Origin of the sequence: Streptomyces hyaluromycini, assembly GCF_002217755.1 — a bacterium.
GTDB classification, from domain to species: domain Bacteria; phylum Actinomycetota; class Actinomycetes; order Streptomycetales; family Streptomycetaceae; genus Streptomyces; species Streptomyces hyaluromycini.
Genome location: NZ_BCFL01000019.1, coordinates 316,732 through 330,582, shown reverse-complemented (window position 1 = coordinate 330,582; position 13,851 = coordinate 316,732). Strand labels below are relative to the sequence as shown.

Sequence of the window (13,851 nt, the reverse complement as noted above, 5' to 3'; positions counted from 1 at the left end):
CACCCGTGACGTCGGGCCCCAGCGCACCGGGGCCCGATGTCACGGGCCTTTCACTTTTCGGACCGGTTTCCGGCCGGTTTTCCGCCAGATGAGGTGGGCTACGTCACAAGTCCCACCCACTTCTCCTACGGGTGTGATCAATCCGCAACCAATTCCGGTCTTGACCGAGACCCATCAACGTGGGGCGTGATTACGCTCCCGCTCATGGCCGTGTTTTCCCCCACCGTTTCGCCCGTCTACGTCATCGGCGCCGGCCCCGGAGGTCTCGCCGTCGCGTACGCGCTGCGAACCCGGGGCATCCGCGCCGTGATCCTGGAGAAGTCCGACGACGTCGGCGCGTCCTGGCGCCGTCACTACGACCGGCTCCGCCTCCACACCACCCGGCGGCTGTCCGCGCTCCCCGGGCTGCCCATGCCGCGCCGCTTCGGCCGCTGGGTCTCCCGCGACGACGTGGTGCGCTACCTGGAGAAGTACGCCGAGCACCACGAGTTGGAGATCGTCACCGGCGTCGAGGTCTCCCGCGTCGAACGCTCCGCCGACGGCGACGGCTGGCTGCTGCACGCCTCCGGCGGGCGGGAGCTGACCGGTTCCGCGGTGGTGGTCGCCACCGGCTTCAACCACACCCCGCGCATCCCCGACTGGCCGGGCCGGGACGGCTTCGGCGGCGAGTTCCTGCACGCCGGCGCGTACCGCAACGCCGAGCCCTTCGCCGGCCGGGACGTCCTCGTCGTCGGCCCCGGCAACACCGGCGCCGAGATCGCCGTCGACCTGACCGAGGGCGGCGCCTCGCGGGTACGGCTGGCCGTCCGCACGGTCCCGCACATCATGCGCCGCTCCACCGCCGGCTGGGCCGCGCAGTACAACTCCGTCCTGGTACGACGGCTGCCGACGGCCCTCGTCGACCGGCTGGCCCGCACGATGGCCAAGGTCAGCGTGCCCGACCTGGCCGCGCACGGCCTGCCCCGCCCCGACAGCGGCCTCTACAGCCGGGTGAAGCAGGGCTCCATCCCGATCCTGGACGTGGGCCTCATCGACGCGGTGCGGCGGGGGAAGGTCGAGATCGTGGCCGCGGTCGACGGTTTCGAGGACGGCAAGGTCCTGCTCGCCGACGGCACCCGCGTCTCCCCCGACGCGGTGATCGCCGCGACCGGATACGTCCGGGCCCTGGAGGGCCTGGTCGGCCACCTGGACGTCCTCGACGACCGCGGCCGCCCCGTCGCCCACGGCGCCCGCACCCCGAAGAACGCCCCCGGCCTCTACTTCACCGGTTACACCAACCCGATCAGCGGCATGTTCCGCGAGATGGCCATCGACGCGGAGAAGATCGCGAAGGCGGTCGCCAAGCGTCGCCGGGTGGCGTAGGCCGCACCCCCTCGAAGGGCATAGGAGACCTCAACCTCCCTACGTATCAACCCTGTTGCACATGTGACGCATGCGACGGGAGCCGTTTGTTACCGGCGGTAGCATCACGCGCGTGCCCGGGACCAGAATGTGAGCCCTGCTCAACTTTCCGGCTCCACCCCTCTCGCTCATGACGGAGGACGCACGTGGCACGTGAAAGACAGCGCTCCCCCAGGACCTCCCCCCGGCTCTCCCGCCGTTCCCTCCTCGGCGGTGCCGCCGCCGGGACCGTCGGCCTCACCGCGGTCTCCGCGGGCACGGCCTCGGCCGCCGCCTCCCGGACCGTCGACGTCGCGATCGTCGGCGGCGGCATCGCCGGGCTCACCGCGGCCCGCGACCTGGTGGCCGGCGGCAGGACGGTTGCCGTCCTGGAGGCCCGGGACCGGGTCGGCGGCCGGGTGGTGAACCTGAAGCTGGCGAACGGCGGCTTCACCGAGGGCGGCGGCGAGTTCATCGGCCCCACCCAGAACCGCATCAAGGCCCTCGCCGACTCCCTGGGCGTGGCCACCTTCACCACCTACAACACGGGGAACAACCTCCTCTACAAGGACGGCAAGCGCACCCCGTACGACACCAGCGGCCTGCTCGGCTCGGTCCCGCCGGTGGACGCGGCCGGTCTCGCCAACGCGGCGATCGTGCAGTCGGAGCTGGACAGCATGGCCGCGCAGGTCCCGGTGGACGCGCCCTGGACGGCCGCCAAGGCCGCCGAGTGGGACAAGCAGACCTTCGAGAGCTGGCTGAACGCCAACGCGATCGTGCCCTCCGCCAAGTTCCTGCTGGACCTGGCCTGCACGTCGATCTTCTCGGCCCAGCCCCGTGAACTCTCCCTGCTCTACGTCCTCTACTACATCGCCGCAGCCGGCGACGAGTCCGACGCCGGCACCCTGGAACGCCTCACCGACACCGCCGGCGGCGCCCAGGAGTCCCGCTTCGTCGGCGGTTCCCAGCAGGTCCCGATCAAGCTCGCCGCAACCCTCGGCGACCGGGTGGTACTGAGCGCGCCGGTGCGGTCCATCGTCAGGTCCGGCAGCACGTACGTCGTCACGGCGGACGGCATCACGGTCAACGCGACCCGCGTCGTCGTCGCCCTGCCGCCCCCGCTCGCCGCCCGGATCAGCTACGACCCGCTCCTCCCGGCCGCCCGCGACCAGCTCACCCAGCGGATGCCGATGGGCTCGATCGGCAAGGCCATCGCCGTCTACGACACCCCGTTCTGGCGGGCCGACGGCCTCAACGGCCAGGCGGTCAGCGACTCCGGCGTGGTCCGCTCGACCTTCGACAACTCCCCGCCGGACGCCTCCTACGGCGCCCTGATGGGCTTCATCGAGGCCGACGAGATGCGGGCGTACGACGCGGCGAGCGAGGCCGACGTCAAGGCCGCCGTTCTGGCCGACTACGCCAACTACTTCTGCGACAAGGCCACATCACCCACTTCCTTCGTGCTGCAGCGCTGGGACAATGAGGGCTTCTCGCGGGGCGGCCCGGTGGCCTACGCAACGCCGGGTGTGCTGACCCAGTACGGGGCCGCGCTGCGCCGGCCGGCGGGCGGCATCCACTGGGCCGGGACGGAGACGTCGACGTTCTGGACCGGGTTCATGGACGGGGCGGTGCGGTCGGGCGAGCGGGTGGCGAAGGAGGTGCTGGCCGCCCTCGGGTGAGCCGGCGGAGCACTCCCGGCGCAACCTCCGGGGAACCCCCGGTGGCAACTTCCGGCTTCAACTTCCTGCTCCAACTTTGCGTGCAGACCAGTTCCTGACGCAGTGTCAGTTCAGTAATCTGACACTGCGTCAGTTAATTGTGCTGTCACACAGGAGCGGGCGGAACGATGCTTGGATCAACCCACGGCACCCTCACCACCGACTCCCGCCGGGCCCGGGTCATCGCCTGCGGTGAGCAGCGTCCCGGGCCGGCCGTCCACGGCCGCACGGCCGACACGGAGGAGCTGGACGTCAGCGGACGGCCGCTGTATGCGGACGTACCGGATCTGGACAGGTTCTTCCGCCCCGAGTCCGTCGCCGTGATCGGCGCCTCGGACGCCGAGGGGCGGCCCAACACCGGCATCACCCGGCAGCTGCTCGACTGGGCCGGGCGGGTCGGGGCCCGGGTGCACCCGGTGCATCCGACCCGGCCCTCGGTCTTCGGCATCCCCTGCGTGCCCTCCGTCGCCGGCCTGCCCGAGCAGGTCGACCTCGCCGTCCTCCTGGTCGCCGACCCGCTGCCGGTGATCGAGGAACTCGCCGAGGCCAAGGTGAAGTTCGCCGTGGCCTTCGCCTCCGGGTTCGCGGAGACCGGCGAGGAGGGCGCGGCGGCCCAGACCCGCCTGGCGGCGGCCGTACGGCGGTCCGGGCTCCGGCTGCTCGGCCCGAACACCAACCTGAACGCCTTCGAGCGGTTCCGCGACGACCTGGACGGCCCGGCGATCGCGCTGATCACCCAGTCGGGACACCAGGGGAGGCCGGTCTTCGCCGCGCAGGAACTCGGCATCCGGCTCTCCCACTGGGCGCCGACCGGCAACGAGGCCGACCTGGAGACCGCCGACTTCATCTCCTACTTCGCCGAGCGCCCCGAGGTCGGCGCCATCGCCTGTTACGTCGAGGGCCTCAAGGACGGCCGCGCCTTCCTGCTCGCCGCCGACCGCGCGGCCCGCCGCCAGGTGCCCGTGGTCGCCGTGAAGGTCGGCCGCACCGAGGCCGGTGCCCGCACCGCCGCCTCCCACACCGGCAAGCTGACCGGCGCGGACGACGTGGTCGACGCGGCGCTGCGGCAGTACGGGGTGATCCGCGTCGACGGCCTCGACGAACTCCAGGACACCGCCGCCCTGCTGGCCCGGGCCCGGGCACCGCTGGCCGACGGGGTGGTCGTCTACTCGATCTCGGGCGGTACGGGCGCACACGTCGCCGACCTGGCCTCCGGGGCGGGGCTGCGGCTCCCGGTGCTGTCGCAGGCGCGGCAGGCCGAGCTGCACCAGTGGATACCGGAGTACCTGAGCGTGGCCAACCCGGTCGACAACGGGGGGCACCCGGTGGGCGACTGGCGCGGCCGGAAGATCATCGACGCGATCCTCGCCGACCCGGAGGTCGGGGTGCTGGTCTGCCCGATCACCGGGCCCTTCCCGCCGCTCAGCGACAAGCTCGTCCAGGACCTGGTCGACGCGGCCGAGGCGACCGACAAGCTGGTGTGCGTGGTGTGGGGCTCCCCGGTCGGCACCGAGGCCGCCTACCGCGAGGTCCTGCTCGGCTCCTCCCGGGTGGCCACCTTCCGCACGGTCGGCAACTGCCTCACCGCCGTCCGCGCCTACCTCGACCACCACCGCTTCGTGAGCACCTACCGCTCCCCCTTCGACGAGGCCCCGCGCACCCCCTCGCCCTCCTACCGCAAGGCGCTCGCGCTGATGCGTCCCGGGCAGCAGCTGAGCGAGCACGCGGCGAAGCAGCTGCTGCGCGCGTACGGCATCCGGGTGCCCCGCGAGCAGCTGGTGACCAGCGCGGCGGCGGCCGTGCGCGCGGCCGGGCTGGTCGGCTACCCGGTGGTGATGAAGGCGTCCGGCGGCCAGATCGCCCACAAGACGGAGCTGGGCCTGGTGAAGATCGGGCTGACCTCGGCCAGCCAGGTACGGGACGCGTACCGCGAGTTGACGGACATCGCGCGGTACGAGGGGGTCGCCCTGGACGGCGTGCTGGTCTGCCAGATGGTGGAGCGGGGCGTGGAGATGGTCGTCGGGGTCACCCACGACGACCTCTTCGGGCCGACCGTGACCGTGGGGCTCGGCGGGGTCCTGGTCGAGGTCCTGCACGACGCGGCCGTACGGGTGCCGCCGTTCGGCGAGGACCAGGCCCGGGACATGCTCGCGGAGCTGCGCGGGCGGGCCCTGCTGGACGGGGTCCGGGGCCGGCCGCCGGCCGATCTGGACGCGCTCGTCGAAGTGGTCCTGCGGGTGCAGCGGATGGCGCTGGAACTCGGCGGCCAGCTCGCCGAACTCGACATCAACCCGCTGATGGTGCTGGAGCAGGGCCAGGGCGCGGTGGCGCTGGACGCGCTGGCGGTGTGCCGCTGATGGACACCGTCCGGTACGTGACGGCGGAGCGGGTCGCACACCTCACCCTCGACCGCCCCGACGCCCTCAACGCCCTCACCCCCGACCAGCGCGAGCACGTCATCCGCCTCCTCGGCGAGGCCTCCGCGGACCCGGGGATCGGCGCGGTGGTCATCACGGGCACCGGCCGCGGCTTCTGCGCGGGCGCCGACCTCCGCGGCAGCGGCAGCACGGCCGACGGCACCCCCGGCGCCTCCGCCGAACGCGTGCCCGGCGACGTGGCCCGGACCATCCGGCTCGGTGCCCAGCGGCTCGTCGCCGCCGTCCTCGACTGCGAGAAGCCGGTGATCGCGGCGGTCAACGGCACCGCCGCCGGTCTCGGCGTCCACCTCGCGCTCGCCTGCGACCTGGTCCTGGCCGCCGAATCGGCCCGTTTCATCGAGGTGTTCGTCCGCCGCGGCCTGGTCCCCGACGGCGGCGGCGCCTACCTCCTGCCCCGCCTGGTCGGCCCGCACCGCGCCAAGGAGCTGATGTTCTTCGGCGACGCCCTCTCCGCCCCGGAGGCCGAGCGGCTCGGCCTGGTGAACCGGGTCGTCCCGGACGCGGAGCTGCCGAAGACGGCCCGCGACTGGGCCGCCCGCCTGGCCGCCGGCCCCACCCGTGCCCTCGCCCTCACCAAGCAGCTGGTCAACGCGTCCCTGGACACCGACCGGGCGTCCGCCTTCGCCGCCGAGGCGGCCGCCCAGGAGATCAACATGACGACCCGGGACGCCCAGGAGGGCGTACGGGCCTTCGTGGAGCGCAGAAGCCCCGATTTCCAGGGCCGATGACGGTGCTGCCGGGTCCCTGCCCCTTCCCATCTGACGGCCCGTCACTTTCAATGGAGAGGTGATGGGACACGCAGGGGCGGCCGCGGCCGCCGTCCGTTATCTGAGGTCGGCTCCCGGGGCGGGGCCGGTGGAGGCGCTGCCGCGCCCGGAGTTGCGGTGCGTGCGCGCGGACGAGCGGGCGCCGGTCGACGCGGCGGAGTTCCGGCGCGTGCTCGGCAGCTTCGCGACCGGGGTGACCGTGATCACCGCACCGGCCGCCGAGGGCGAGCCCTCCCCCGCCGGTTTCGCCTGCCAGTCCTTCTCCTCCCTCTCCCTCGACCCGCCCCTGATCTGCTTCATGGTCGGCCGTACGTCGGCCACCTGGCCGCGCATCGCCCGCGCCGGTGTCTTCTGCGTCAACGTCCTCGGCGCGGGCCAGGGCGAACTGTGCCGCGCCTTCGCGGTGAGCGGTGCGGACAAGTTCACCGGCGTGCCGTACGACGCGGCCCCGGTCTCCGGCTCCCCCCGGCTGACCGGTGCCACCGCCTGGATCGACTGCGCCGTCCACGCGGTGCACACGGGCGGCGACCACCTGATCGTGGTCGGCCGGGTGACCGCACTGGGCACGGGCGACGACCCGGACCGGGCACCCCTGCTGTTCCACAAAGGGCGCTTCCTGTAACTGATCAAGCGCCCTTGCGCGGTCTGCCTCTTTTCGGCGCGGCAGGCCGCCACGACATCACTTCCTCGGCCGACAGGCCGAGGCGGGTGAGGTGTTCGGCATAGCGGCGGTGAAGAAGCTCCTCTCGCGCTTCCGCGTCAGCGGCGGGTTCATCACCGGGCGCTGTGATCCGAGGCAGTTGGTCCACGAGCGCCCTGAGCAGCGGGAGGGCTGATGCCGGGCGGTGCGTGTGGGCATGGGAGCCGGCGTCGAGCAGGTCCAGTACGGCCAGGGCACGCTCATCCGCGCTCCAGCCCGCCCAGCCGATCGTCGTGGTGAGGGACAGCGGCGAGGCCGACGACGCGAACGACACGAAACGCTCGCTGGGCATGTCGTACTTCCCACGCCGTCTCCAGTAGGAGGGCCTGAGGAAGTCCGCCGACGTGAAGCGCGGCGGGACCGGGTGCGGCACCTCACTGTCGATGTGTCCCTGGCTGTCGTCCCAGCGCTGCGCCTTCCACAGTTCCTCCCACTGGCGCCGTTTGTCGAGACCGGACGCCTTGTACCGAAGCGGCGCAGCCTGGGGAACGTGCTCATCGGCGAGAAGTTCGAGCAACACCTCGCTCACGTTGACCGCTCCCGGCGTGTACGACCGCGAGTAGAGCGCCGCCACGGAGGTGAAGTCCTCGTCCTTGCCGAGCAGTTCGGCCAGTTTCCGGACCGTCAGAGTCACCGGACGCCTGCCTTGGACCGTGTGCTCGTACCACAGTCGGGACGACTCACAACGGTCGAGCAGACGCTCCTTGAGGATGCCGTGGATCAGGACCTCCCAGGGCGGAGCGGCCCAGCGACGCTTGTACTCAGGCTGTTCCAGCAGAGCCATCACAGGGCTCTGCTGGATGGCGTACACACGGCGCTCCACGAGGTCCCGGTACGCCGAGGGCCAGTGCCTGGGAATGTCGGTCACCGGCGTCGTCGTATGGCGGGTGAACCAATCGGTCTGTTCCTCGCCCGTAGCGACCCGCCTCGCCAGCGCGATCTCGAACGCTCGCTCGCCCAGGGCGACACTCGGAAGGTCTCCCTGGGCGGTCAGCCCCTCCTCGGCGACCAGGCCGTACAGGGCGTACACCTGCCAGTCGAGCTCCTCCTGGGCTGCGACCATCCGAGACCGGAGGGTCTGCCACCGCTCGCGGGCCCGGCTGAGGAACCGGTCGTCGAGGTGGGTGGCGGGATCGGCTACGTCGGTCAGGACATGCCTCGACTCGACCGCCAACCGGTCCAGCTCCGCCGCTTGCGCGTGCGGGAACGCCTCGGGAAGCGGCAGATCGAGAAGTCGGGTGGAGGTGAACTCATAGATCTTCTCCCAGGCTTCGCCGCCTCGGAGCTGGCCGGCGCGCGGCTGCCCCTTGCTCTGACTCATCTGCTTGAGCCAGAAGCAGACGGCCGAGCTGTTCAGCGCACCGAGGAGCCCGAGGTGAGAGTCCTCCGATTCGCTCGGTGAAAGCTTGATCTCCGGCGCGGAATTCAGCGGGACGGCGGAGCCGCGGAGAAGGGTGAAGTGAGGGTGGGTGGCCACCCAGGGGAAGACGATCGACCAAGGGTGCGTGTCCCAGCCGGCCGAGATCTGGTGCCAGTCGTACCACGGCGCCTTCTTCTTCGTGCCCGGCCGTTCGCGCAGCACCGTTCGGTAGGGCCACAGGCGCCGGTGGTGTCCCGGGAGTCCGCGGAGGTCGACGGGTGTCCCGTCGCGTCCGGTCCGTGGAAAGAACGCCACGAGCGCCGGGTCCGCCGACCAGTCGCGCACCTCGGATCCGGTCAGCACCGGGACGGTCGCGCTCTCCTCGGCCCCGGAGCGCCGGAAGGTGTCGGCAGTGGCGCAGAAGATGTCGTCGGATCCGGTATTGGCTGCGTATCCGATGCGGACCGCGCGGTCGCGGAGCCGTTTCCCCGTTTCCATTCGGCGCAGCGCTTCCCGGGCGTCCGTCGGGGTGAGGGTCCAGGGGAAGGTGCGGAGCTGCTCGCGCTCCTGGACGTAGGACTCCGCCCACTCGCTCGTCGCCCTGGGCGGCTCGAACGCCAGGCGACGCAGCGACCGCCAGACGGCTCCCTCGGCAGGCTCGACCGGTGCCCCGGGCTCGCCTCGACGGCCGACGACGACATGCACGGGCAGGTTGGGATCGGGCACCCGGCTGCGGCCCACGAGGACGACCGTAGGGGTGCCGTGTCCGGGGATGTAGGCCCCGGATGTGTCGATGACGTGGGAGATCTCGACTGTGGGGAGGAAGCGCTCGACGAGGTTTCGTCCGAACTCGCGCTTCATGAAGGCGTTGGAGGTCAGCAGGCCGACCCGGCCCGCCGTCGCGCCCGGCCGCGCGAGCCGGAAGGCGAGTTCGGTGAAGGGGACCGAAAGCGCGTAGGGACCGCTGCAACTGTCGTAGGCGTCTCTGTAGGCCGCGAACAGGGCCTTGTCCTTGACCGTGACATACGGCGGATTGGTCGTCACCACGTGATAGGAGGCGCGGTCGAGGAGCCCGTGGCGATCGGCGTACGCGTCGACGTCGGCTGCGGAGCCGAGGTCCATGAGTATCGGTGCGCCCGGCCCACCCGGACTGCCGTACAGGAGGGAGTCGCCGGCCGCCACCACCAGAGGCAGATCCGGAACGTCGTCGATGCGCGGCTCCTGCGTGCTGTTCATCGCGGCCAGCAGCAGACGGAAGCGTGCGACGAGTACGGCGCACGGGTCGATGTCGCATCCGTGCACGGATCTCAGCGCCCGCGCCGCGCGCTGCCAGGGGCTCATCTCCGGCTTGAGCTCGGTCCAACGGCGAAAGAGCCGTTCGTATGCCCCGAGCAGGAATGCACCCGAGCCGCAAGCGGGATCCACGAGCCGGAAGCCGGACAGCCCCGCCGCGTCGGATGCCTGTTGGGCGAGGGCCGGTTCGAGGGTGAGGTCGTGGACGAGATCGACGACGAACCGAGGTGTCGGCACCTGGCCGTACGACTGACGCGCGCCGTCGTCGAGCGAGGAGTGGAGGTCCGCCAAGAAGCTCGTGGACCGCGCTGCGTCCGTGAAGTCGTGTACGAGCGTGCCGTCGGGCGTCCTGCCGTGCCAGAAGTCGAGGAGTTCGGCGCATGCCCGCGCCCCTGGGCGCATCCCGTTCAGGAGGCTGCTCCCGTCTCCGAACACCATGCCCATGACGGGGTGATCACGGAACCGGTCGACGGCCTGGAGCACGGGGTCACCGGACGGCGCGTCCCCGGTGAGGGAGATGTCGAGCAGACCGTTGTCCTCGCAGAACCTGATCATCACGGTGACGAGTACCCAGGCCGTCGCGGTCCGGGACACCTGGTCGTCCAGCCAGGCGCTCCAGGTCCTCGCCGTCACTCCGCGGGTCCTGGCGGACTCGTACTCCGCGCGCCACCGCAGCCCGGCCGGGTCGGCGGAGGCTCGCGCTGCCAGGTCCGCCTCGACGCGCGCGGTGAGTCGCATCAGGTCCGCGGTCAGGCCCTGGTCGACGGGCATGGGCCCCTTCCCACTCATTCCTCGCGCAATGCCGTGCCACAAAACCCTATCACCGCGAGAGTGTCATAAATATCGGTGAGTGTTGGAGTCGCTGCTACGCTCCTCTTCGTTGGTCTCGACGGTCCGGAGCGGTTCTCGACGGAAGGGGTGGGCGCCTCACATGGGCGGCGACAGCAGTGGGGGCAAGGGGGTGTGGGTGGCGATCGTCCTGCTCGGCGCGATGGTGATCGGTGCCGTTGCGGCGGGGGTCGTCTGGGTGGCACAGGAAGGACATCCGGCCGGGGACCGGGTCGTCGGCGCGCTCGCGGCAGGAGGTGCCACCTTCATCGGGGTGGCGACGCTGGCGTTCGTCATCGGAAGCTTCCTGACCTCATGAGCTGTTAGGGATACACTCCTTAGAAGTGTGTTCCTAAGAGCAAGAGCGAGAGTGAGACCTGGGAGTGGTCATGCAGCAGCCAAGGCCGTCCAAGCCGTCACGCGTCTTCGACCGGGGACCCGAGTGGGACGCGCTCACGGCCTTCGTCGGCCGGCCCATGCCGCACGCCGCGCTCGGAGTCCTCAGTGGCAGGCGTCGTATGGGAAAGACGTATCTGCTGCGGGCGCTCGTCGAGCAGTGCGGCGGGTTCTACTTCGGGGCCACCGACGCCACCGAGGCGGAGTCTCTCCGGCAGTTCAGCGCCGCCCTGGCCGAATACGTGGGCTCCCCGGTGGCCTTCTCCTTCGCCACCTGGGACGACGCGGTCTCCTACCTCTTCGGGCTCGCCGCCTCCGGCGCGCGGACACCCGGCGGTCCGGCACCGGACACCCCGTTTCTCGTGGTCATCGACGAGTTCCCGTACCTGGTGCGGGCGGCTCCGGAACTTCCCTCCCTGATCCAGCGCGCGATCGACCGGGGCCAGGTGGAGGAGAGCCGCATGCGGCTGCTTCTGTGCGGTTCGGCGATGTCCGTCATGGGCGGGCTGCTGGTCAGTAGTGCGCCGCTGCGGGGCCGGGCCCAGCTCGAACTCGTCGTGCGGCCCTTCGGATACCGGGCGGCGGCGGACTTCTGGGGTGTCGCCACGGATCCCGCACTCGCGGCCCGGCTGCACGCGGTCCTCGGTGGCACGCCCGCTTACCGCCGGCAGTTCCTGGCGGACGATGTCCCCGCCGATCTCAACGGCTTCGACGAATGGATCTGCCGCACGGTTCTCTCCCCGTTCAGTCCCCTCTTCCGGGAAGCCCGCTACCTGCTTGCCGAGGAGGCCGACATCCGGGACACAGCGCTGTACCACTCGGTACTGGCCGCCGTGGCCCAGGGCAACACCACGCGCGGAGGCATCGCGGGATACATCGGCCGCAAGTCCGTCGACATCTCGCACCCGCTCAATGTCTTGGAGGACAGCCATCTTCTGGTGCGGGAGGTCGACATCTTCCGGGCCGGGAAATCCCAGTACCGCATCACGGAACCCGTCATCACCTTCTACGAGGCCGTCATGCGTCCGGCTTGGGCCCGGTTGGAAGGGGGCCAGGCCACGGAGGTATGGGCCCAGGCGGGACAGCGTTTCGCGGCGCAGGTGGCCGGTCCGCACTTCGAGGCGATGTGCCGTGAATACGTCCTGGGGCCCGGGAGGACCCTGCTGAGTACCTCGCTGGGCGAGGTGGGCAGCGGCGTCGTGACCGATCCGAAGGAGCGTCGGCAGATCCAGGTCGATGTGGCCGTCGTCGAGCAGGGTTCCGGGGGAAACCGCCCGTCGGTCGCCCTGCTCGGCGAGGCGAAGTGGGGCACGGTCATGGGCGTCAACCACCTCGAACGCCTCGCGCGCGCAAGGGAACTGCTCGCCGGGCGCGGCATGGACACCTCGCACTGCGGGTTGGCCTGTTTCAGCGCGGCGGGTTTCAGCGACGCTCTGCGGGCCGAGGCGGCTCGGAGTGGAGTGCTGTTGATCGGCCTGGACGAGTTGTACGGCCGGTCCGTGCCGGACGGGTTCCTGGCCTAGGGCCTGTCTGACCATTCCCGTCGTCGCCCGGAGGGCGGCCTCGCGGCGTCAGGTGCGTGCTCTCGGCGTGCCGGGCGTAGGCCCTGGACGTACTTGGGTCTGCGCCCGGTGCGGCGAGAGTGCGTGCATGGCGTCGCGAGGCAGACGGGAATTGTCAGACAGGCCCTAGGCCGGGAGGGGCCCGCCCACGACCGCCGGGTCTCCCACGGGGGTCAGCGGCCGGCGGCGGATCAGCAGGGCCATCAGGGCCGCCGCCGCGCACAGGGTGCCGGAGGCGTACCAGACCATGTCGTAGGTGCCGAAGGCGTCGCGGGCGACGCCGCCGAGGTAGGCGACGAGGGCCGCGCCGATCTGGTGGGAGGCGAGGACCCAGCCGAAGACGATGGCGCTGTCGTCGCCGTACCGCTCCCGGCACAGGGCCAGGGTGGGCGGGACGGTGGCGACCCAGTCGAGGCCGTAGAAGATGATGAAGAAGATCATCGAGGGGTGGACCGACGGTCCAAGGAGCATCGGCAGGAACAGCAGGGAGATGCCGCGCAGGGCGTAGTAGACGGCGAGCAGGCGGCGCGGTTCGAAGCGGTCGGTGAACCAGCCGGAGGCGATCGTGCCGACGACGTCGAAGACGCCGATCACCGCGAGCAGCGAGGCCGCCGTCGTGACCGGCAGGCCGTGGTCGTGGGCGGCGGGCACGAAGTGGGTCTGGACCAGGCCGTTGGTGGAGGCCCCGCAGATCGCGAAGGTGCCGGCGAGCAGCCAGAAGGGACCGGTGCGGACGGCGGAGGACAGCACTCCGAGGGTCCTGCGGGCCGCCCCGGTGACCGGCGCAGGCTTCGGTACGAACTCGGTCGCGCCGTAGGGCTTCTGGCCCACGTCGGCCGGGTGGTCGCGCAGCAGCAGCCACACGAAGGGGACGACCGCGAGGGCGGCGAGGGCGACGGTGACGGCGGCCGGGCGCCAGTCGTACGTCTCGACCATCCAGGAGAGCAGCGGCAGGAAGATCAGCTGGCCCGAGGCGGAGGCGGCGGTGAGGATGCCGCTGACCAGTCCGCGCCGGGTGGTGAACCAGCGGTTGGTGACCGTGGCGGCGAAGGCGAGGGCCATCGAGCCGGACCCGAGGCCGACCAGCAGGCCCCAGCAGAGCATCAGCTGCCAGGCCGCCGTCATCCACACGGTCAGACCCGAGCCGAGCGCGATGACGGTCAGGGCGACGGCCACCACCCGGCGTATGCCGAAGCGGTCCATCAGCGCGGCCGCGAAGGGCGCGGTGAGCCCGTACAGCGCGAGGTTGACGGAGACGGCCGCGCCGATCGTGCCGCGCGACCAGCCGAACTCCGCGTGCAGGGGGTCGATGAGCAGGCCGGGTAGGGAGCGGAAGGCGGCCGCGCCGATGATCGTGACGAAGGTGACGGCGGCGACGAACCAGGCACGGTGGATGCGCGGTGAGCGGG

9 protein-coding genes are annotated in these 13,851 nt (G+C 71.2%); 7 read left to right on the top strand and 2 right to left on the bottom strand.

Going from position 1 to position 13,851, the window contains the following annotated elements; translation table 11 throughout:
* The first annotated feature begins 204 nt into the window (after positions 1-204).
* The 5 genes from SSP29_RS19350 to SSP29_RS19330 all read left to right on the top strand — a co-directional run bounded on the left by SSP29_RS19350 (position 205) and on the right by SSP29_RS19330 (position 6,925).
* Positions 205-1,362, top strand: coding sequence for a flavin-containing monooxygenase (locus SSP29_RS19350; RefSeq protein WP_089101946.1), 1,158 nt, complete (start codon positions 205-207; stop codon positions 1,360-1,362).
* Between the two features lie 185 nt (positions 1,363-1,547).
* On the top strand, positions 1,548-3,059 hold the full coding sequence (locus tag SSP29_RS19345) for a flavin monoamine oxidase family protein (protein ID WP_089101945.1): 1,512 nt from the start codon (positions 1,548-1,550) through the stop codon (positions 3,057-3,059).
* 167 nt (positions 3,060-3,226) lie between these two features.
* Complete coding sequence (locus SSP29_RS19340) at positions 3,227-5,455, top strand: acetate--CoA ligase family protein (protein WP_089101944.1); 2,229 nt, start codon at positions 3,227-3,229, stop codon at positions 5,453-5,455.
* On the top strand, positions 5,455-6,264 hold the full coding sequence (locus SSP29_RS19335; protein WP_089102397.1) for an enoyl-CoA hydratase/isomerase family protein: 810 nt from the start codon (positions 5,455-5,457) through the stop codon (positions 6,262-6,264). The genes SSP29_RS19340 and SSP29_RS19335 overlap by 1 nt, the downstream gene beginning before the upstream one ends.
* A gap of 61 nt (positions 6,265-6,325) precedes the next feature.
* Positions 6,326-6,925: a flavin reductase family protein gene (locus tag SSP29_RS19330; protein WP_089101943.1), complete on the top strand. Its 600-nt coding sequence runs from the start codon at positions 6,326-6,328 to the stop codon at positions 6,923-6,925.
* Positions 6,926-6,929: 4 nt separating this feature from the next.
* On the opposite strand, the gene pglX is transcribed toward SSP29_RS19330, so the two are convergent.
* The gene (gene pglX, locus SSP29_RS19325; protein ID WP_089101942.1) at positions 6,930-10,427 is read right to left on the bottom strand and encodes a BREX-2 system adenine-specific DNA-methyltransferase PglX; all 3,498 of its coding nucleotides are present in this window, start codon (positions 10,425-10,427) and stop codon (positions 6,930-6,932) included.
* 196 nt (positions 10,428-10,623) lie between these two features.
* Here pglX and SSP29_RS19320 point away from each other — a divergent pair, with 196 nt between their 5' ends.
* Both SSP29_RS19320 and SSP29_RS19315 read left to right on the top strand, forming a co-directional pair.
* On the top strand, positions 10,624-10,803 hold the full coding sequence (locus tag SSP29_RS19320) for a hypothetical protein (protein WP_145968919.1): 180 nt from the start codon (positions 10,624-10,626) through the stop codon (positions 10,801-10,803).
* A gap of 70 nt (positions 10,804-10,873) precedes the next feature.
* On the top strand, positions 10,874-12,403 hold the full coding sequence (locus tag SSP29_RS19315) for an AAA family ATPase (RefSeq protein WP_089102396.1): 1,530 nt from the start codon (positions 10,874-10,876) through the stop codon (positions 12,401-12,403).
* 165 nt (positions 12,404-12,568) lie between these two features.
* Here the strand turns inward: SSP29_RS19315 and SSP29_RS19305 are convergent, their stop codons facing one another.
* A complete protein-coding gene (locus SSP29_RS19305; RefSeq protein ID WP_438363802.1) occupies positions 12,569-13,837 on the bottom strand; it encodes an MFS transporter in 1,269 nt (422 codons plus the stop codon).
* Positions 13,838-13,851 lie beyond the last annotated feature (14 nt).

Bases quoted from the DNA above. Each gene is read 5' to 3' on its own strand.
- SSP29_RS19350 (WP_089101946.1), top strand. From the start codon at position 205: ATGGCCGTGTTTTCCCCCACCGTTTCGCCCGTCTACGTCATCGGCGCC.
- SSP29_RS19340 (WP_089101944.1), top strand. From the start codon at position 3,227: ATGCTTGGATCAACCCACGGCACCCTCACCACCGACTCCCGCCGGGCC.
- SSP29_RS19335 (WP_089102397.1), top strand. From the start codon at position 5,455: ATGGACACCGTCCGGTACGTGACGGCGGAGCGGGTCGCACACCTCACC.
- SSP29_RS19330 (WP_089101943.1), top strand. From the start codon at position 6,326: ATGGGACACGCAGGGGCGGCCGCGGCCGCCGTCCGTTATCTGAGGTCG.
- pglX (WP_089101942.1), bottom strand. From the start codon at position 10,427: ATGCCCGTCGACCAGGGCCTGACCGCGGACCTGATGCGACTCACCGCG.
- SSP29_RS19315 (WP_089102396.1), top strand. From the start codon at position 10,874: ATGCAGCAGCCAAGGCCGTCCAAGCCGTCACGCGTCTTCGACCGGGGA.